15 protein-coding genes are annotated in these 19,620 nt (G+C 59.6%); 5 read left to right on the forward strand and 10 right to left on the reverse strand.

The features are described 5' to 3' along the window. Nucleotides 1-32: 32 nt before the first annotated feature. The 3 genes from zapE to HU754_RS24895 form a co-directional block, all read right to left on the reverse strand. Nucleotides 33-1,127 carry a cell division protein ZapE gene (gene zapE / locus HU754_RS24885; RefSeq protein ID WP_034156483.1) on the reverse strand — a complete coding sequence of 365 codons (1,095 nt, stop codon included), beginning with the start codon at nt 1,125-1,127 and terminating at the stop codon, nt 33-35. Nucleotides 1,128-1,217: 90 nt separating this feature from the next. After that, nucleotides 1,218-2,573 carry a tryptophan--tRNA ligase gene (locus tag HU754_RS24890; RefSeq protein ID WP_034156484.1) on the reverse strand — a complete coding sequence of 452 codons (1,356 nt, stop codon included), beginning with the start codon at nt 2,571-2,573 and terminating at the stop codon, nt 1,218-1,220. 24 nt (nt 2,574-2,597) lie between these two features. Beyond that, entirely contained in the window at nt 2,598-3,227 is a 630-nt protein-coding gene (locus HU754_RS24895) for an alpha/beta hydrolase (RefSeq protein WP_186624762.1), read from the reverse strand. Between the two features lie 144 nt (nt 3,228-3,371). On the opposite strand from HU754_RS24895, the gene HU754_RS24900 reads away from it, so the two are divergent. Further along, a complete protein-coding gene (locus HU754_RS24900) occupies nt 3,372-3,806 on the forward strand; it encodes a Z-ring associated ZapG family protein (protein ID WP_007917055.1) in 435 nt (144 codons plus the stop codon). A 226-nt stretch (nt 3,807-4,032) separates the two neighbouring features. Here the strand turns inward: HU754_RS24900 and HU754_RS24905 are convergent, their stop codons facing one another. Next, a complete protein-coding gene (locus HU754_RS24905) occupies nt 4,033-4,770 on the reverse strand; it encodes a YiaD family glycine zipper/OmpA-like lipoprotein (protein ID WP_186624763.1) in 738 nt (245 codons plus the stop codon). 117 nt (nt 4,771-4,887) lie between these two features. Next, on the reverse strand, nt 4,888-5,532 hold the full coding sequence (locus HU754_RS24910; protein WP_116255172.1) for an MBL fold metallo-hydrolase: 645 nt from the start codon (nt 5,530-5,532) through the stop codon (nt 4,888-4,890). A gap of 116 nt (nt 5,533-5,648) precedes the next feature. On the opposite strand from HU754_RS24910, the gene HU754_RS24915 reads away from it, so the two are divergent. Genes HU754_RS24915 through HU754_RS24925 form a run of 3 tightly spaced genes read left to right on the forward strand, consistent with a single transcriptional unit; the run spans nt 5,649 to nt 9,080 of the window. After that, a complete protein-coding gene (locus HU754_RS24915) occupies nt 5,649-7,571 on the forward strand; it encodes a protein kinase domain-containing protein (RefSeq protein ID WP_186624764.1) in 1,923 nt (640 codons plus the stop codon). 24 nt (nt 7,572-7,595) lie between these two features. Then, nucleotides 7,596-8,270, forward strand: a complete 675-nt coding sequence (locus HU754_RS24920; RefSeq protein WP_186624765.1) for a vWA domain-containing protein — start codon at nt 7,596-7,598, stop codon at nt 8,268-8,270. Nucleotides 8,271-8,273: 3 nt separating this feature from the next. Continuing rightward, nucleotides 8,274-9,080, forward strand: a complete 807-nt coding sequence (locus tag HU754_RS24925) for a PP2C family serine/threonine-protein phosphatase (RefSeq protein WP_186624766.1) — start codon at nt 8,274-8,276, stop codon at nt 9,078-9,080. A 52-nt stretch (nt 9,081-9,132) separates the two neighbouring features. Here HU754_RS24925 and HU754_RS24930 read toward each other — a convergent pair whose 3' ends face one another. From HU754_RS24930 to HU754_RS24950, 5 genes are all read right to left on the reverse strand, one after another. Continuing rightward, nucleotides 9,133-11,865 carry a winged helix-turn-helix domain-containing protein gene (locus HU754_RS24930; protein ID WP_186624767.1) on the reverse strand — a complete coding sequence of 911 codons (2,733 nt, stop codon included), beginning with the start codon at nt 11,863-11,865 and terminating at the stop codon, nt 9,133-9,135. A 176-nt stretch (nt 11,866-12,041) separates the two neighbouring features. After that, on the reverse strand, nt 12,042-13,406 hold the full coding sequence (locus HU754_RS24935; RefSeq protein WP_093441275.1) for a DUF1329 domain-containing protein: 1,365 nt from the start codon (nt 13,404-13,406) through the stop codon (nt 12,042-12,044). 27 nt (nt 13,407-13,433) lie between these two features. Beyond that, the gene (locus HU754_RS24940; RefSeq protein ID WP_016985157.1) at nt 13,434-15,323 is read right to left on the reverse strand and encodes a DUF1302 domain-containing protein; all 1,890 of its coding nucleotides are present in this window, start codon (nt 15,321-15,323) and stop codon (nt 13,434-13,436) included. 337 nt (nt 15,324-15,660) lie between these two features. Then, a complete protein-coding gene (locus tag HU754_RS24945; protein ID WP_186624768.1) occupies nt 15,661-17,343 on the reverse strand; it encodes a fatty acid--CoA ligase in 1,683 nt (560 codons plus the stop codon). Between the two features lie 146 nt (nt 17,344-17,489). Beyond that, the gene (locus HU754_RS24950; RefSeq protein WP_186624769.1) at nt 17,490-18,674 is read right to left on the reverse strand and encodes an MFS transporter; all 1,185 of its coding nucleotides are present in this window, start codon (nt 18,672-18,674) and stop codon (nt 17,490-17,492) included. Between the two features lie 84 nt (nt 18,675-18,758). Between HU754_RS24950 and HU754_RS24955 the strand changes: the two genes are divergently transcribed. After that, nucleotides 18,759-19,523, forward strand: coding sequence for an AraC family transcriptional regulator (locus tag HU754_RS24955; protein ID WP_186624770.1), 765 nt, complete (start codon nt 18,759-18,761; stop codon nt 19,521-19,523). Nucleotides 19,524-19,620: the final 97 nt, after the last annotated feature.

Here is a 19,620-nt window from a genome sequence, read left to right on the forward strand (position 1 = left end):
TTGCAGGCCCTTTTTTTGTCTCGCGAAACTGTTTAAGGCTTGTGCGCCCGCGACAGGAATTCGTGCGATTGCATCTCCAGCAGACGGCTCAGCGTACGCTGGAATTCGAAGTTCAAACGGCCGCCGGTGTACAGATCCTTCAACTCGACTTCAGCGGAAATGATCAGCTTCACGTTACGGTCGTAGAACTCGTCGACCATGTTGATGAAGCGGCGCGCAATGTCGTCAGTGGTGACGCTCATCTGCTCGACACCGCTTAGCAGCACGGCGTGGAAGATCTTGCCCAGTTCGATGTAGTCGTTCTGGCTACGCGGGCCGTCGCACAGCTCACGGAAGTCGAACCAGGCCACGTCGTCACATGTGCGCAGGGCACGGATTTCGCGGTTTTCGATCATCAGCACATCGTTTTCGACCGCAGCAGTGCATTCCGGCGTCAGCGCCTTGAAGCTCTTGCGCAGACTTTCGTGAGCAGCTTCGTCGAGCGGATAGTGGAACAGCTCGGCTTGTTCGAGGTGACGCAGGCGGTAGTCGACGCCGCTGTCGACGTTGACGATCTCGGTATTCTGCTTGATCAGCGCAATCGCCGGCAGGAAACGCGCACGTTGCAGACCGTCCTTGTACAGGCCGTCCGGAACGATGTTCGAGGTCGCGACCAGGGTCACGCCGTTCTTGAACAGTTCTTCCATCAGCGTGCCGAGGATCATTGCGTCGGTGATGTCGGAGACGAAGAATTCATCGAAGCAGATCACCCGCGACTCAGTCGCAAAGCGCTTGGCGATGATGGTCAGCGGGTTTTTCTCGCCGCCGAGGGTTTTCATTTCTTCGTGCACACGCTTCATGAAGCGGTGGAAGTGAGTGCGGGTCTTTTCCTTGAACGGCAGTGCTTCGAAGAAGGTGTCGACCAGGTAAGTCTTGCCGCGACCCACGCCGCCCCAGAAATACAGGCCCTTGACCGGCGTCTGATCCTTTTTGCCGAACAGTTTGCTCAGCAGACCCGGCTTGTTCTGATCGGCGGCGATCAGATCCTCGTACAGACGCTGCAAATGACGCACAGCAGTTTCCTGCGCGGCGTCATGGAAGAAGTCCGGGCGTTTCAGATCAGCTTGGTATCGTTCTAGGGGCGTCATAATTCGTTAGCAAGGCAACAAAAACGGGCCGTCACTGTAGCGACGGCCCGTGGGAATGGCAATCGGCCCTTGGTCGGACCGTGCCGCCGATTAGTCCTGAACCGGGGTCAGCGCGACGCGCAGAGCCTCGATGGCCGCATCTCGCGCAGCAGCGTCGGCGAATGCCGGGCTGTCGCCAACGCACTCGCCTTCCAGCCAGACGCTGAAGCTCAGGTCTTCGCTGCGCACGTCCAGCGGCTGGCCGGATTGCAGCTGCTTGGTCACCTGGCCTGCGGTTTTGCCGTCGGCAAAGTTGCGCGACAGCAGCAGTTGCTCGCCATCGGCCGCCAGCAGACGGAAACGGAAACTACCGTCGTCTTCACGGAAGCTGACGAAACGTGCGGCTTTTGCGGCTTTCTTCTTGGTCGTCGCGGCGACTTGCACCTGATTAACGAAGGAACGCAGGCCAACGGCTTCGCGCAGTTCGTTGAGGAACGGCGTGGCAACCGCACGGGCCTTTTTCGCACCGATCTGCAGGATGTCTTCCAGGTCTGCCGGGCGCTCGATCAACTGGTGATACTTGTCGCGAGCTTCGCCGAGATCATTGTCGAGCAGCTGGAACAGACGGTTCTTCGCCTCGCCCCAACCCAGACCGCCGAGCAGTTCACTGCGGAATTCGTCAGCCTGCGCCGGCGTGGCAAAGGCCTGGAACAAGGTGAACAGGTGCGAGTTGTCCGGATCCTTGGCTTCGCCGGGCGCTTTGGAGTCGGTGACGATCCGCGAAATCGCGTCCTTCATCTCTTTGGCGCTGGAGAACAACGGGATGGTGTTGTCGTAGCTCTTCGACATCTTGCGCCCGTCGAGGCCTGGCAACGTCGCCACGCTCTCTTCGATCAGTGCTTCGGGCATGGTGAAGAACTCCTTGCCCTGACCGAACAGATGGTTGAAGCGCTGGCCGATATCACGGGCCATTTCCACGTGCTGGATCTGGTCACGACCGACCGGGACCTTGTGCGCGTTGAACATCAGAATATCTGCGGCCATCAGCACCGGATAGCTGTAGAGGCCCATGGTGATGCCGGCATCCGGGTCTTCACCGGTTTCGACGTTCTTGTCCACCGAGGCCTTGTAGGCGTGCGCACGGTTGAGCAGACCCTTGGCCGCGACGCAGGTCAGCAGCCAGGTCAGCTCAGGGATTTCCGGGATGTCGGACTGGCGGTAGAAGGTCACGCGGTCGACATCGAGGCCACCGGCCAGCCAGGTCGCGGCGATTTCCAGACGCGAGCGCTGGATGCGCAGCGGGTCATCGCATTTGATCAGGGCGTGGTAGTCGGCCAGAAAGTAGAACGAGTCGGCATTGCTGTCGCGGCTGGCAAGGATCGCCGGGCGGATGGCGCCGGCATAGTTGCCCAGGTGCGGCGTGCCGGTGGTGGTGATGCCGGTGAGGATGCGGGTACGGTTCGTCATGGGTAATCGCTTGTCAGACTGCAATCAATTCGAGAGACGCGGCAGGATCAGATCCTTGAGATCGGTCAGCTTGCCATGAAAAAAGTGTCCGCATTCTGCCACTTTCAGCAGCTCATGGGGGCGCTGGAGTTTTTCCGACCAGGCGTAGACCAGTTGCGGATCGATGACTTCGTCGGTTTCCGGCTGGATCACGGTGAGTTCGCCATGTTCTGGCAATTGATCCTGCTCGCTCAGACGCATCACCGCTGGCGCGACCATGAACAGGTGCTTGAGCTGCACGCCTTGGACTTCGAGACGGCCGCCGAGACTTGCTGCAACAAATCCGCCGAAGGAGAAACCGAGCAGGGTCAGCGGCACATCCGGGTGTTTCTCGCGCAGCCAGGCAGCGGCAGCCTGGGCGTCATCGACTTCACCGGTGCCCATGTCGTGGGAACCTTCGCTGGCGCCGACGCCGCGATAGTTGAAGCGCAAGGTAATCAAGCCCGCGTCGCGCGCGGTGCGCTGCAGGGTCGAGACGACCTTGTTGAGCATGGTGCCGCCCTGCACCGGGTTCGGATGACAGATCAGCGCGATGCCGCGCGGCTGCTCGTTGTCCAGGTACAGAGACTCAAGTTGACCCACCGGGCCGTCAATCACTACAGGGGTTTCACGCATCAGCAAGGAAGGAACTCCGTGACCTCGAATCGGGTCGACTCGTCTAGCAAATTGTCTGTGCCAATCTATTGCGAGTGAATCGCGGTATACAGCGCAGGTTCGAGCCGTTAACGTAAAGCAAAGCCGTTTATAGAGGAAGGACTCGTGGAACACTCGCTCTTAGTTTGGTTGTTACCGACTCTTGCCCTGGTTGTGGGTGTCGCCATTGGATTCCTGATCGCGCGCGTTGCGCCGAACGCCGCGCCGAGCCGTACGCAGCGTCAACTGGATGATATCCAGGAGCGTTTCGACAGTTATCAAAACGAAGTGGTCACCCACTTCAACAGCACCGCGATGCTGGTCAAGAAGCTGACCCAGAGCTATCAGGAAGTGCAGGATCATCTCGCCGAGGGCGCCAATCGTCTGGCCCTGGACGAGCAGACCCGCCAGCGCCTGATCGCTGCCCTGCACGCTGACGCGGCCGTCGCGCCACGTGAACGCCTGACGCCACCGCGCGATCAGGAGCCGCCGCGCGACTACGCACCGAAGACCCCGAACTCGCCGGGCATGCTCGATGAGCATTATGGTCTGAAGAAGTAATCGGTCTTCGCTGAAAACAAAAAGCCCCCGGACAGTGATGTGTCCGGGGGCTTTTTTGTGTCTGTAATCTTCGGTGTTCGTAGCGGCCCCTTCGCGAGCAGGCTCGCTCCCACAGGGGAATGCAGTTCAAATGTGGGAGCGAGCCTGCTCGCGAAGGGGCCGGCACAGGCCAGACAAAAAAATGCCCGATCGCAGGACCGGGCATTTTTTTCATTCTGACAAGCGCTTACGGATACTGCTGAACCGTACCCGGCTGCTGTTGCTGCTGACCACCATACTGCTGGCCCGGGATCGCCTTCAGGTTGACTTCAACCCGACGGTTCTGCGCCCGGCCATTCACATCACCGTTGCTGGCAATCGGGTTGTCCGGCCCGGCACCACGGACCGAGAGGTTGGTACCGCTGACACCTTGCGAAGTCAGGTAGGTCGCCACGCTCTGTGCACGGCGCTGAGACAGGTCCATGTTGTGCTGGCGGCTGCCGGTGCTGTCGGTGTAGCCGACGATTTCGATCTGGTTCTGGTTGAATTCTTTAAGCGAACCCGCGAGGCTGTTCAGCGGCTGGTAGAAGCTGGACGCGATGTTCGCCGAATCGGTAGCGAAGGTGATGTTGCCCGGCATGATCAGCTTGATCTGATCGCCCTGGCGCTGCACTTCAACACCGGTGTTGGCCATGCTCGCGCGCAGTTTCTTTTCTTGCTGGTCGGCGTAGTAACCGTAACCGGCAGCGGAAGCACCGACCACAGCGGCGCCGATCAAGGCACCTTTGCCACGGTTGTCGTGACCGATGGCGGCACCGGCGAGCGCACCGGCCAGTGCACCGAGGCCGCCGTATTTGGCGGTTTTGCTCATTCCTTGGGAGCCACCGTCGGCCTGGCCCTGATTGTCATACGGGTTAGGCGAGGCGCAGCCGGACAGCAAGGCCACGGCAGTAGCGACAATAATCAAACGACGCGTGGTGAACATGGAGAGCTCCTGGTTTTTCGCATTCTGTGGTGCAGCGGCCACTGGGTTAATGGACTTGTGCGGGCGTTGGATCATGACAATGCACAAAAATTCCGCCGGACACTCGTGACAAAATATTCAGGCGCGTACAAACGGGTTTTCGCGCATTTCATCACCCAGGCGCGTATCCGGCCCGTGTCCGGTAATCACGGTCGCGTCCTCGTCCAAGGTGTACAGCCGCTGCTTGATCGAACGCACGATGGTCGCCTGATCGCCGCCCCATAAATCCGTGCGCCCTACGCCGCGACGAAACAACGTGTCGCCGGCTATCAACAGCTTAGCCTCGGAAAACCAAAAGCTCATGGAACCGGGTGTATGTCCCGGCGTGTGCAGGGCAACACCGCAACCGCAGGCCAGTTCCTCATCGTCACTCAACCAGCGATCTGGCGATGGCACCGGTGTGTACGGCACACCGAACATCTGGCACTGCATTTCGAGGTTGTCCCAAAGGAACTGGTCTTCCTTGTGCAAATGCAGGGTCGCGCCGGTTTTTTCCTTCATCTGCCCGGAAGCGAGGAAGTGATCGAGATGCGCGTGGGTGTGAATGATGCTGACGACTTTCAGGCCATGCGCATCAAGGCGCGCCATGATCAGGTCAGGATTGCCACCCGGGTCGACGACGATGGCTTTTTTGCTGATCGGGTCGCCGATGATGGTGCAGTTGCACTGGAGCGGGCCGACGGGAAAGGTTTCGCGGATGAGCGCTGTGTTCGGGGTTTGCATGGTTTTGATCCTGATGCCAAGGCGTGCCACTGCGGTTGTGATGCGCAAAATTGATGGGGTATCCTCGCGCCGTGCCAATTTTGAAACAAGACGGCAGGAAGCCAATGCCCCACTCTATGGAACACGTGCTCGTCGATAAAAGCGTCCTTTTTCTGGACCCGGACATTATCAACCGCATTCGCGCCAGGAATGGTCTGCCTTTTATCGCCCATTCCGATCTTCTGAAGCTTCAGTCCCTGACCGAGGGAAACGAGCAGGTCCACCGCAACGCACGGGATTTTTTTCGCTACTTCATCGGCAAACCGTCTCGGCCGCACCGTGCGCTCCCTAAAGGTACAGCGCTGCATCCCGGCGATCTGCTGGCCGAATGCTCGTTCAATGGCCAAGCAATCTTCGCGCTCAAACGCACGACCACGCCGCCGGAGCAAAGCCCGTCGGGAGAAGTCGTCGACTTGTGCCGCCATTACGATCTGCTGCTACTGACATGCGACGAATCGCAGCTCGCGCAGTGCAAAGCCGCGCAGGCCAGAGCCCAGCGCTGGACCGGACCGGCACCCTCGCCACCACCTAAAAGTGCACCAGCACCAGCACCAGCACCAGCACCGATCGTGCCTTTCGACATGCCGGCAACCCCGCTCCTCACTGCCGACATGGTTATTCGCAACCAAGGTGAACGTGTCGCGGAAGGCTCGGTGGTGACCACCTCGAGCGGTCGTCAACTGACCCTGGATAAAGCCATCAGCGCCGGCGGAGAAGGAACGATCCATGCCGTGGCTGGCAACGCAGAAGTCTGCAAGATCTATCACATTGAAAAACTCACGACCCGGCGCCGCGAGAAAATCAGCCTGATGGTGACGCGTAAAATCGTCGAACCCGGCATTTGCTGGCCGACCGAGCTGGTGTTCAATGCGCAAAAGGAGTTCGTCGGTTATGTCATGCCTCGTGCGGATGGCAGAACACTTCACAGCACGGTATTCGTCAAACAGGTACTGCTGAAGACCTTCGCGAAATGGACACGGCGTGACCTGGTGAATGTCGCGAGCGCCTTTTTGAAACAGGTGCACTATCTGCACTCGCTGAATATCATCGTGGGCGACATCAATCCGATGAACCTGCTCGTGACGGCAGACAGCAACAAGGTCTGGATGGTCGATACCGACAGCTTCCAGATTGGACATTTCCCCTGCGAAGTGGGCACGGTGCCGTTCACCGCGCCGGAAATCCAGGACGAAAAATACGGCGACTACCTGCGCACAAAAAATCACGAGCTGTTCGCCATCGCCACCATGCTGTTCATGATCCTGCTGCCGGGCAAACCACCCTATTCTCAACAGGGTGGCGGAACGGCTTCCGACAACATCAAGAACATGAACTTCCCCTACCGATTCAAAAAGGGCAGCGGCATCGGCCGGGCAAGCGTCGCGCCGGTGGGCGTCTGGCAGCATATCTGGAGTCATTTGCCGTATCCGCTCAAACAGGCATTCAGCAATACTTTCGAAGACAATCAGCGACGCCCCATCGATGACTGGCTGAAACTGCTGACTCAGTACGGCGAAGGGTTACGCAAAGGCAAACATTGCGATGATTTGTTTCCTGCCGCGTTTCATATCAAAGATCCCGTTGAAGACGTCTGTGGCAGTTGCAAAAAGCCCCACAAGGTGGCCAAGGACTGGTTTGAAAAAATGAAGGCGGCAGGCAAACCGACCATATGCTCGGATTGCCAGAAAACAGCGAAACTGAAAAAGCTGGCCAGTGAGAGCCAAAAGAAAATCGAGCAGGCCGGCCAGCGTGCGGCGCCACCTCCGGCGCCCATCGCGCCTCGCCCAACGCCGCCCCCGCCTCCCAAAGTGGCGGCACCGGCACCGAACCGCCCTGCGCCCGCAGCTGCACCTGCGACCGCTCGCCCGACAGCGGCAAGGCCGCCGCAGCAACCGACGTCCGCTCGACCGCAACCCTATCGACCATTGCCAGTGCACGCGAGCAATCCGCAAAACATCGTTTTGCGCTGGTTCAAACGACTCTTGAAGCGTTGGCTGTAACGCTCACCCCACAAGGACATTTCCATGCCAGACAACTATCTCCTCAGTCAGGAAGAACTTGCTGAGAACCCGACCACACGCGTACCCGTCTGCCTCGTGCTGGATGTCAGCGGATCAATGGAAGGCGAGCCTATTGCAGAACTGCACTCTGGCGTTCAACAGTTTTTCGAAGCAATCAAGGACGATGAAATAGCGCAATATGCCGCTGAAATCTGCATCGTGACTTTTGGCGGAACAGCGCAGAAAGTGATGGATTTCGGCTCCATCAGCCGTCAGGACGTGCCGCCGCTGGTCGCGTCCGGCATGACCCCGATGGGGCACGCCGTGGGCATCGCTCTGGATTTGCTGGAAGCGCGCAAAGAGGATTATCAACAGGCTGGCGTGGATTACTTTCAGCCGTGGATGGTTCTCATGACGGATGGCGAGCCGACCGATGACATTAGCGAAGCAGCCACTCGCGTCAGCGACATGATCAGCAAACGCAAACTGACCGTGTTCCCCATCGCAATCGGTAAAGCCGCGAACGTTGAATCGCTGGCTCTATTCTCGCCGTCACGCCCGCCACTGCGCCTCAAAGGCCTGCGCTTCAACGAGTTTTTTGCCTGGCTGAGCAAAAGTGTTTCCCGTGCCTCACAGTCGACACCCGGCGACGCGGTGCCACTGGATATCAAAGGCATCGAAGCCTGGGGACAGGTCTGAACCATGTCTGACCTCCCGGACTTCACCTGTAAAACCGCTTTCGCGTCGGTCGCGGGGCGCTCGCACCTGAAAACTCAAACACCTTGCCAGGACTATGTCGCGGCAAGAGAGTCCAACGGCGTGACCTGTATAGCCCTGGCTGACGGTGCGGGCTCCAGAGCCCGGTCGGATATCGGCGCCCAGGTCGCGGTCACCGCGACACTCGCCTACGTCTGCAAGAATTTTGAAAGCCTTTGGCAGAATATGGAAAAAATCCATGCGAAGGCAGCCCAGCGTCTGGTCAATCGCTGTCTGGACGCATTCAGGCGCAAATCCGCCAAGCACGGCGGCGACATCAACGATCTGGCGTGCACCCTGTCGTTCGTTGCTTACTCGCAGGGTCGCTACATGGCCGGGCACTTGGGCGATGGTGTCATCGCAAGCATTGATTCGGACGGGCAACTCCAGACTCTCTCGCCTCCAGAAAACGGTGAATACGCCAATACCACCTGGTTTCTGACTGACCCTAAAGCGATATCGAAGCTACGGTTGTACCGCGGCCACATCGACACGCCAACCGGCTTTGCGATCATGAGTGACGGCAGCGCAGAAAGCCTTTATCAAAAATCCAGCGGAGCACCCGCACCGGCAGTCAAGACACTGCTGGGGTGGAATGCGACGTTACCTGGGAAAAAATTCAAAGCTGTGCTGAGCGAGAACCTGCAACAGTCCATCGCCAGCAAAACTACCGATGATTGCGCCTTGGGCCTGATGTCGATTCTTGAACGTGAGGGGTCGATAAAAGGCGTGGATGCTGACGAAGCGAAGTGATCGACAACCTCTGGCCCAAGGTTCGCCTTGCGCCAGAGGCATCCAGCTAAGGTTACTGCAACACCCCCAATTCTTTCGCCCGGGCCACCGCTTGCGTGCGCCGCTCGACCCCCAACTTGCTGTTGATGTGGCTGGCGTGGGTTTTCACGGTGTGCAAAGAGATAAACAACTGTTCACTGATCTGCTGATTCGAACAGCCTTGGGCGATCAGGCGTAGTACCGCCAGTTCGCGGCTGCTGAGTTGCTCAGCCACTGCGCAATCCACAACCGGGCGAGTCGTCGCTGGCGGGAAGTGTTCAAGCAGTTGCTGTCCTGTGAGCGCCGGCGAAGTCTGCAATTGGCTTCGCAGCCAATTCTCGTGCCCCTTCATCAAGGCATCGAACGGCTGCAGCACGCCTCCGGCGGCTGCTTCCAGCGCCTGACCCAATGCCTTGCGGGCTTCTGTCTCTCGACCGCCTGCCAGCAACAGCGCCACCTTCTGCGTCAACGCCATCACACTGAGCAACTGCCGGCCGGTTTGCTGGCCGTTTTCATGCAAGACGTTCAAACGCCCTTCGGCGAGCATCGGTTGGCCCTGATTCAGGTCGAGCAAAGCCTGTTGCAGTTCCACATGCAGCGGCAGTTGTGGATGGAACTCCGGCGGCGCAGCGGCGCGTTCGCCGGTGTAGGTCTGGCCCAACCGCGCCAGCCATGCCTCGGCCAGATCGGTGCGACCCTGCGCCAGCCACAGTTCACATTTGACCAGCGTGATCATCGCCAGATAATAGATCGGCGGCACGTCCCAGATGTGCATCAGGCGTTCGGCTTCGGCCAGTTCGGCAAAGGCCTTGGCGAACTCGCCGTTGCCGCCATCCAGTCGAGCGATGACGCAATGGCCGATCAATACGCTGATATCGCGACAGGCTCGTGCCTCGCTGATTCCGGCCGACAACCGCACGCGTGCTGCCTGAGGCTGCAAGCGCATGGCCAACAGAAAACCCTCATACAAGGTCAGCCGTGCGCGCACCGCGTACAGACGTTGTGGCGACAAACCACGCAAGCGCTCCAGCCCCTGATGGACTTCATCGAGGGCGCGCAGGATTTCGCCGCGAGCCTGCAACACCCGCGCACGATCGTAGTGCGCCAGTGCCTCGAACAACGGATTGCCGACTCGCTGCGCCAGCTCCAGGGATTCGCGGTTAAGACCGCGTGCGCGCCACAGATCGCCATCGGCAATGGCCAGATTGGACAAGGTCGATAGACACATCAGCCGTTGGCCATAACGTTTGGCCGGCAGGCTTTCCAGGGCCTCGGTGCAATATCTGATCGTCAACTCCCGATGCCCACGCCCTCGAGCGATGATCCCGCTCAACGCCAGCCATTGCGCCAGCATCGACTTTTGCGCAGTAGCGGAAGGCGCCGGCAGGAAACGGCTCAGATGGCTGGACAACTCTTCGGCGGCATCCAGCTGACAGGCCAGCCCCAGTGCCCAGCTGTACAACACGATCAAGCGTGGGGTGCTGATCAACAGGCTGTCTGGCAGGTCCATTTTCCAGCGCAGCAACATGCCGACGTTTTGCTCGGCCAGTAGTTGCTCCTCCGAGAGGTTCTGTACCAGATTTGCCGCGACATCCAGGTGACCGGCGCGCAACGCCTGCTCCACGGCTTCATCCAGCAGCCCTTGTGCGTTGAACCAGCGACAGGCACGCAGGTGCAGCGTTGCAGTCGGCACCATCGCCTGAGCAATCGGCCGACTGCGCAACAAATCCGAAAATAAATGGTGATAACGATACCAGTGACCGTGCTCGTCCAGCGGCACCAGAAAGACCTGATGGGCCAACAGGAAACGCAGGATCTCGGCGCTGTCGTGGGCTTCGCGAACGGCGTCGCACAACTCGCTGCAAAAGCGTTCCTGGGGGGCGGTGTCGTACAGAAAGGCTTGCACCTCGGCCGGCAGGCAATCGATGACCTCTTCCAGCAGATAGTCGCGGATCAGCCCTTCCCCACCGTTCAACGCTTGCGGTAGCGCCGCATCGCTGCCGGCCTCAGACACCGCGAGCAGCCAGAACCGCAAACCGGCGACCCAGCCTTCGCTGCGCTGGATCAGGTTTTCCAGCGCTTCACCGCGCAGCGAACTGCTGTGGCGATCGAGCAAGGTCAGGGCTTCGTCGTGAGTCAGGCGCAGATCCGCTTCATGTAACTCCAGCAACTGCCGTGACAGACGCAAGCGCGCCAGATGCCAGTCCGGGCGCTGGCGACTGGTGACCATGACCAGCAAGCCATCGGGCAAATGGTTGAGGAAAAACTGCAGGCAGCGATCGAGCACCGGGCCTTGCGCAAGATGGTAATCGTCGAACACCAACAGCAGTGGCGCGCCGGGATCGAGGTGCAGGGTCAGTTCATCGAGCAAGCCGTCGAGCCATTCTTCGAAGGCAAAGGGCTGATGGCGTTGGCGCATTTTCAGCAGGCCGAGTGCGCGACTGCCCAGTTGCGGAAAGTAGTCCTGCAAGCCTTCGAGCAGACGTTCGAGAAAGCGCCCCGGGTCGCTGTCGCGAGGACTCAGGCCCAGCCAAAGGCTTTGCCAGTGTGCCGGCAGACTCTGACAGAACTCCACCGCCAGCGAACTCTTGCCAAACCCGGCGGGAGCACTGACCAGCAACAGACGCCCACCGAGCCCGGCCTGCAGGCGCTCGCAAAGGCGTGGTCGCAAGACGTAGCCGTCGGGCAGCGGCGGGCGGAAAAAACGCCCGTCCAGTGCCGCGATGGCAACGCTTGCGGGACCCGGAAGTGGGGACAGATCAGTCATGGCCGGCTCTTGTTCGAATTGCTGTTGGCGGCGTTGCAGATGTCCGCAGACTAGCCTTAAACGAACCGGTTATGAAGGTTGCTGCTACAAATGGCTACAAAAAGGCTACACGCAAAAAAACGCCCCGAACCAGTCGGGGCGTTTTCACGAGGATGCGGCCTCGGTTTTACAGCGGTTTAGCGAACACCATCCTGACGCAGTGCAGCCGGGGTGAAGTCGCTGGTGGTGGCGGTGAAACCGAAGTCATACGCACTCTTCTCTTCGTTCTTCATGCCCAGTGCCAGATAGCGGCCGGACTGCAGGTCGTAGAGGGTTTCCAGGGCATACCACGGCACTTGCTTGTCGTAGTAGTTCTCGGCATGCGCTTCGGCGACGCGCCACAGTTGGCCACGACCGTCGTAGTGATCGATCACGGCGGCTTGCCAGGTGTCTTCGTCGATGTAGAAGTCACGTTTGGCGTAGATGTGACGCTGACCTTCTTTCAGGGTGGCAACCACATGCCAGACGCGGCGCAGCTCGTAACGTGCCAGATCCTGGTTGATGTGACCGGCCTTGATGATGTCGGCGTACTTCAGTTTCGGATCGTCGAGCTTGTAGCTGTCGGAGGCGATGTACATCTCTTTCTTGCCTTCGAGCTTCCAGTCGTAGCGATCCGGAGCACCGTTGAACATGTCGAGGTTGTCGGAGGTACGCAGGCCATCCGCCGCAGTACCCGGACCGTCATAGGACACTTGTGGCGCACGACGCACACGACGCTGGCCGGCGTTATAGACCCACGCCGAACGTGGTTCTTTGACCTGATCGAGAGTTTCGTGCACCAGCAGCACACCACCGGCCAGACGTGCCGGCGCGGTCACTTTCTGCTTGAAGTAGAACAGGATGTTGCCCGGGTTTTTCGGGTCGTAGTCCTTCATCTTGTCGCGGAACACGAACTGATCCTGGAAGTACACCAGGCTGTACGAGCCGTTCGGTTGCGGCGTGGCCTGGGTCACCAGACGAGTCACGCTGCCACCGCGATAGCGGGTGATGTGGTTCCAGATGACTTCCACACCGCTCTTCGGAATCGGGAACGGCACGGCCGTTTCGAAGTTCTCCAGACCGTTGCCGCCGGACACCAAGTTGGTGGTGGTGGCGTTTTTCTTGATCGCGGCAAACACGTCATCTGGCACGGTCGCACCGCGATGGGACGGGTAAACCGGCATCTTGAAGGTGTCCGGGTAGCGCTTGAACATCGCGTATTGACCCGGCGCCAGCTTGTCCTTGTACTTGTCGACATCCTTGGCGGTGATGGTGAACAGCGGTTGTTCACTGGCGTAAGGGTTGGACAAGAAGCCACGCGCGTCGACGCTGCCGGCATTCTTCGGCAGCGGCTTCCACGCCGGGATCGAACCATCGGCGTTACCGGCCATTTCAGCGCCCATCGGCGTCAGGCTCTTGCCCAGTTTGTCGGCTTCTGCAGCAGGCACCGCAGCCATGACCCCGGTCGCCAGCAGCGACAGCCCCAGAACACCGGCGTGGAACAGACTCTTTGTTATTTTCATAAATTCGTTCGTCCTGAAATGCAGTGCTTAGAAGTTCACGCCGAAGCTGAGCGCAACAAAGTCGCGGTCATCCACAGTGGTGTACTTGCCGTCGAAGAAGTTGGTGTACGCCAGGCTCGCGGTGTAGGTGTTCTGGTATTCAGCGTCCACGCCCAGGCTGACCGCTTTGCGACCTTCCTCGAAGTTGCCGCCAGGGCCTGGCGAGTAACCGCTGACGTCGTGGGACCAGGCCACGTTCGGCTTGAGGTTCACACCGGCGAAGACGTCGTTGTATTCCCAGATGGCGCGACCGCGGTAGCCCCACGACATCGAGGTGGTGAAGCCGTCGTTGTCGCAATTGCGGCTGCGGTTGTTCTGCGGTGAACCCGGCCCGGCACCATTGATGGTGCTGGCGTTGAGAATATTGGCGCAGGTATTCACACCGCCAGTGGCTGGCAACTCACCCGGGCCGTATACCGGATCGCGGCCATAGCGCTTGTCGGAACGGCTTTCCAGCCCGCCGACGTAGGTCGCGCCGACTTCGCCGACGAGGGTCAGACGGCTGGCGCCCATGACCTGATCGAAGAAGTGCGTGAACGTGGTCTGGATCTGGGTGATTTCCTTGCGCTCATAGCCATGCAGATCCTGACCCGGTACGCCATTGAGGATCGAGGCGTTGGTCAGTGCCCCGCCGATCGGACGCACACCGGCGAACAGAATGTCGGTGGAGTTCAGTTGTACCGGCGCGTTCGGCCGGTAGCTGATCTCACCGCTCCACGCCGTACCGGTAGGCAGGGTGGTGGAGAAGCTCAGACCGTAGAGGCGAATGTCTTCAGGGTATTCAATGAAGTAGTTCGAGTTACCCGCGACCAGCAACGGTGCAAGCGCCGCAAACGGCCCCGGCAGCGCGCGCGCAGTGTTGTAGACCGATTGCGGAGCACCGGTGGCGCTGAAGATCGGCGCACGGCTGTGGTAGTTCATGAAGTAGGCGCCGAACTCGGTGTCCAGCGGTTCGTACATGTACTTGAAGGACGCGCCCCACTGGCCGCTGTCACGGGCATCGCGGTCCGGACCACGGCGCACCAGAACGCCTTCTTCGTTGACGTTGACACCGTTGGCCGCCAACGGCCCCAGGGCGATGGCCGGGATTTGCGAACGCTTGTTCAGCACGCGCAGGTTGTCGTTGCAACCGTCGGCAACGATGTCTGGCTGCGAGAAGAACGTGCCGCAGTTATCGACGACGGTCTGGTCCCATTCCAGCTGATAGAACGCTTCGGCCGAAAGGTTTTCGGTCAGGCTCTGGGACACGTAGAACATGTTGACCGGGATCAGGCCTTCCTTGATCTCGGCGCCCGGACGACGGAACGCGGAAACGTCGATCGGGTTGATCGAGTTGATGCCGCCACCGATGAAGGTACTTTCACCCCAGCTCACCACCTGCTTGCCCAGACGCACGGAACCTGGCTGATCGGCGATCGCGTAGTTGTGGTAGACGAAGGCGTCGAGGATCTGCCCGCCGGACGACTTGGCGCCCTCTTTACGGCCCGAATCGCTGATGTCCTTGAACTCGCGGCTTTCGTCCTTGAGTTCGAAGTCGTACCAGTATTTGCCACGGACAAACACGCCGGTGTCGCCGTATTTCAGTTCAAGGTCATGGATGCCCTTGAAGATCTTCGAAAAGGTTTCGCCGCTCTTGAAGTTGGCGTGGCCATCGTCAGAAGTCTGCGACAGACCATGGCCGCCGTTGTTGACGCCGATGAGGTTCTTGTTCGGGCTCTGGGTAGACCAACTGGCACCGATCGACAGGGAAGAGTCGAACTGGCCCTCGATTTCACCGACGTTGAAACTGACGCCGAATGCGGGCCCGGCGAGCGAAGAGGCAAGACTGACCGCCAGAGGCAGTTTCGCCCGGCGCCAGAACTGGTTTACTGAGGTCATCGACGCTACTCCATGTGCATTATTGTTATGGCAGTGAGTACTTTTAAAAACGCCTGAAGGACCGGGTGCCAGAGACAACCCGAAATCACTCCAAAGATGCATCGCCCCGTTTTGTGCGTGTGCCCCGTTCTTAAAAATCCTTGAGCGGACTATAGCCAGCAGGTGGTACTGCTTGATCCCTCTAAAGTGTGATTTGCAGCTGCCGGCCACTCTGGAACAGTCCTTTCGCCAGTCCGACGCATGTCGGCACGGCAAGGATGGCTGATTTTTTCGATTTCACAAGCCAAGCGCTTGCTTGGTGGGTCTGGCGCGCCGGTTTCGGCGCGCCAGCAGACACTCAAAGTGTCGAGAGGAAGGTGCTGTTGTTGGCCTGCCATTCGGTGATGTCGAGGCGGATGCGCTTCTTGTCGAGCTTGCCGACACTGGTCTTGGGAATTTCGGTAACAAGGGCGATCTGACTCGGAATCGCCCACTTGCTCAGGTGTCCCAATTCCACGAACGGCTTGAGGTGTTCCTTGAGTTCGCGTGCCCCAATCACATGCCCTTCGCGGATCACCAGCAAGGCAAACGGGCGCTCGCCCCACTGCGGATCGGCGATGCCCACCACTGCTACTTCGCGTACCGCGACGTGACGGCTGATCAGGTCTTCGAGATCCAGCGAAGAGATCCACTCGCCGCCGGTCTTGATCACATCTTTGATGCGGTCGCGGATGTCGATCACGCCCATGCTGTCGAGCGTGGCGACGTCACCGGTATGCAACCAGCCGCCAGCCCAGAGCTCGGCGCCCTTCTGCGGTTCGTTGAAATAGCCTTCGGTGAGCCATGGCGCACGCAGCACCAGTTCGCCCTGGGTCTCGCCGTCGGCCGGGAGAAAGTGACCCTCGGCATCGACAATCGCCGCTTCCACCAGCGGCCCCGGCACACCGGCCTTGATCCGGTAGGTGGTGCGCTCGTCTTCAGTGCCGGCCATCAACTCATCATTGAGGTGCGCACAGGATACAAGCGGCCCCGTTTCCGACATGCCGTACGCAGCGGTGAGCTGAATGCCCCGCGCCTTGGCGGTTTCATACAAGGTGCGATTGAGCGCGCTGCCGCCGATGACAATTTTCCAGCCGCCGAAATCGGTGCCCTGCGCGCCTTTCGCGTTAAGCAGCATCTGCAGAATGGTCGGCACGCAGTGGGAGAAGGTAACCTTCTCCTTGCGCCACAACTCCACCAGAAACTCCGGATCGTAGCGCCCCGGATAAACCTGTTTGAGGCCAAGCATGGTCGCCACATACGGCAGGCCCCAGGCGTGTACATGGAACATCGGTGTGATCGGCATGTACACGTCGTTGGTGCCGAGCAGGCGCACGCTGTCGATCGAACCCATGATCGTCGACACCCCCATGGTGTGCAGGACCAGTTGCCGATGGGTGAAATACACGCCTTTCGGATTGCCCGTGGTGCCGGTGGTATAGAACGTGGTGGCGACCGAGTTTTCGTCGAAGTCCTGGAAGTCGTACTGCGGGCTCGCGGCGGCCAGCAGTTGTTCGTACTCGCCGACCAGATTCGGCAGGTCGGCGGTTTTTTCCGGCAAATCAGTCAGCAGCAGGGTTTTCTCGACCGTGCTCAGGTGCGGTGCGATTGCCTGGTAAAGACCGACGAACTCGCTGTTGACCAGCACAAAGCGGTCCTCGGCGTGGTTCATGGTGTAGAGGATCTGTTCCGGCGACAGGCGCACGTTGATGGTATGAATCACCGCGCCAATCATCGGAATCGCAAACATGCATTCCAGGTAACGATGGCTGTCCCAGTCCATCACCGCCACGGTGTCACCGGCCTTCACACCGGCCGCCGTGAGCACGTTGGCCAACCTCGCCACACGCTCGATCAGGGTCGGGTAGCTATAGCGGATCTGGTCACGGTAAATGATCTCGCGGGTTTTCTCGTAACGGGCGCCGGACATCAGCAGCCGTTTGATCAGCAATGGATACTGGTAGGCCCCATCGGCCGGGGGAATGACGCGAGTCTGCAACATAAGAATCCCTTTTCTGACTGCACGGTGTTGGCGTAGAGATCGGTACTCTAGAACCCTTATACGCCAGCCAAATCAGCCAAAGGAATGATTTGCAAAGCCGTACAAATGCTAGCTTTGCGCCAGCATTTGCCGGTTTTCGCTATTGATCACGCTGTTTGCCCTACAGCCTCCTCGGAAGGCGTCCGTGGGAATACGACTGCTGCAAGGAAGGTCAAAGCGCCGAAACCCGCAAGAATCAAGTACAGGCCTACAAAACCATGGCGCGGTTCGACATAGGAAATCAGCGGAATCGCCGTCGCACTGGCACCGAACGATAAACAGTAACGCAGGGCGAACACCCGTGATTGCCACTGCGGGGCGACGAAGTTGGCGACCATCGCATCGTTGACGGTGACCTGACCGAAGACCACGAACATGAACGCTGCGCCGAGGGCGATCACGGCCCAGCCGTCGGCATAGGCCAGCGCAAATAACAGCGGTGCCTGGCACAGCGTCAGGACAATGAACGGCCATTTCAGGCTGAGCCGATGCAACACCCGACCAATGCTCAACTGCGCGACCGCGCCAAAGGCATAAGCCAGGCTGACCACCACACCAAGGGTTTGCGGCGAGGCAAACAGCTCATGCAAACGCTCCTGAAACAGCTTCGGATAGGTCATGGTGGTGGCGTTGAACACCACGCCGCCAGTGGCCGTCGCCAGCGCCAGCACGCCGAAGACCATGAGCATGGAAATACGCTGGCCAGCAACCCCCTTGAGTGGCGTGTGCGCACGCTTCGGGATCGGCTCTTCACGCACGTGCAAGGCGAAGCCAACTCCCAGCACAATCGCCACTGCGCCCGGTATCAGAAACGCCGAGCGCCAGCCGAATTGCGCCACCAGCAAACCGGTGATCAGCGCCGAAAACGCCACACCCAGATTGCCCCACATACCGTTGATGCCGATTTCCCGGCCGCGATTTTGTGCATAAGCGACCAACATCGCCGTGCCGACAGGGTGATAAATCGCCGCAAAAATACCGATCAGGGTCAGACCGATCACCAGCATGGCCGGGCTGCTGCTCAGGCCAGTGAAAATCGCTGAAGCGCCGATGCCGAAGAAAAACACCAGCATCATCTGCCGCCGACTCCAGTGATCGCCCAGCCAACCAGCGGGTAGCGAACACGCGCCGAAGGCAATGAAGCCGCCCAGTGACAGGCCGATCAGCGTGGCGTAGTCGAGACCGAAGGCCTGCGTCATACCGAGCACGGCGGCGGGAAATATCAGCATGAACATGTGATCGATCACATGGGCGGCGTTGATATAGCGAATGACGTTTCTGGATTGATTCATGGCGGCACGCTTTACGTTGTTGTGTGGCGCTATGCTAAGTTGGCCACAAAGCGCATTCCTGCCAGACAAGTCATCAAATCAGACATGTTGATCAGCCATTTCGAACACGGCCCGGTGAGCGCCTACCCCCGGGATTATCTGGATGGCGCGCACCAGCCGCTGCACCAGCATCGCGAGGCGCAGTTGTTGTATGCGGTCAGCGGGATCATGCGCGTGGTCACGGACTCGGGTGCATGGGTGATTCCGCCAAGTCGCGCGGTGTGGATTCCGCCAGAAGTGGCGCACGAGATTTTCATGAGCGGCGACGTGCAGATGCGCTCGCTGTTCATCGCACCAGAACTGTCACCCGCCAGCCTGCAACAGTGCTGCGTATTGGCGGTGACGCCGCTGCTGCGCGAGCTGATCCTGCGTGCCGTGCAAGGGCCGCCGCATGCCGACAATCCGCTGATTCAGCAGTTGATGCTGGAAGAACTCGCCGGTCTGGAAAACCTGCCGCTGCACATTCCGATGCCAACCGACCGGCGTCTGCAAAATATCTGTCTGGCACTGCTGCACACCCCCGATCACACCAATACGCTGGAAGACTGGGCGCAGCAGGTCGGCGCCAGCTCACGCACGCTGGCGCGGCTGTTTCAGCAACAAGTGCAGATGAGTTTCAACGCCTGGCGCCAGCAACTGCGCCTGATGGAAGCCCTGCCGCGCCTGCTCGCCGGGGACAGCGTGCAGCGTGTGGCGCAGGACTTGGGTTACGGCAGCGCGCGGGCGTTCAGCGCGATGTTTCGCCGTTTGCTGGGAGAGAATCCCCGCGACTACCTGAACACCCTGAGCAAACTCAGCGAACTGGTGTAAGGCCCTGTGGGAGCGAGCCTGCTCGCGAAAGCGCTCTTTCAGCCACCAATAATGTCGACTGATCCAACGCCTTCGCAAGCAAGCTCGCTCCCACAGG

This window comes from Pseudomonas zeae (genome assembly GCF_014268485.2).
GTDB classification, from domain to species: domain Bacteria; phylum Pseudomonadota; class Gammaproteobacteria; order Pseudomonadales; family Pseudomonadaceae; genus Aquipseudomonas; species Aquipseudomonas neuropathica.

Bases quoted from the DNA above. Each gene is read 5' to 3' on its own strand.
- zapE (WP_034156483.1), bottom strand. From the start codon at position 1,127: ATGACGCCCCTAGAACGATACCAAGCTGATCTGAAACGCCCGGACTTC.
- HU754_RS24890 (WP_034156484.1), bottom strand. From the start codon at position 2,573: ATGACGAACCGTACCCGCATCCTCACCGGCATCACCACCACCGGCACG.
- HU754_RS24895 (WP_186624762.1), bottom strand. From the start codon at position 3,227: ATGCGTGAAACCCCTGTAGTGATTGACGGCCCGGTGGGTCAACTTGAG.
- HU754_RS24905 (WP_186624763.1), bottom strand. From the start codon at position 4,770: ATGTTCACCACGCGTCGTTTGATTATTGTCGCTACTGCCGTGGCCTTG.
- HU754_RS24910 (WP_116255172.1), bottom strand. From the start codon at position 5,532: ATGCAAACCCCGAACACAGCGCTCATCCGCGAAACCTTTCCCGTCGGC.
- HU754_RS24915 (WP_186624764.1), top strand. From the start codon at position 5,649: ATGGAACACGTGCTCGTCGATAAAAGCGTCCTTTTTCTGGACCCGGAC.
- HU754_RS24920 (WP_186624765.1), top strand. From the start codon at position 7,596: ATGCCAGACAACTATCTCCTCAGTCAGGAAGAACTTGCTGAGAACCCG.
- HU754_RS24925 (WP_186624766.1), top strand. From the start codon at position 8,274: ATGTCTGACCTCCCGGACTTCACCTGTAAAACCGCTTTCGCGTCGGTC.
- HU754_RS24930 (WP_186624767.1), bottom strand. From the start codon at position 11,865: ATGACTGATCTGTCCCCACTTCCGGGTCCCGCAAGCGTTGCCATCGCG.
- HU754_RS24935 (WP_093441275.1), bottom strand. From the start codon at position 13,406: ATGAAAATAACAAAGAGTCTGTTCCACGCCGGTGTTCTGGGGCTGTCG.
- HU754_RS24940 (WP_016985157.1), bottom strand. From the start codon at position 15,323: ATGACCTCAGTAAACCAGTTCTGGCGCCGGGCGAAACTGCCTCTGGCG.
- HU754_RS24945 (WP_186624768.1), bottom strand. From the start codon at position 17,343: ATGTTGCAGACTCGCGTCATTCCCCCGGCCGATGGGGCCTACCAGTAT.
- HU754_RS24950 (WP_186624769.1), bottom strand. From the start codon at position 18,674: ATGAATCAATCCAGAAACGTCATTCGCTATATCAACGCCGCCCATGTG.
- HU754_RS24955 (WP_186624770.1), top strand. From the start codon at position 18,759: ATGTTGATCAGCCATTTCGAACACGGCCCGGTGAGCGCCTACCCCCGG.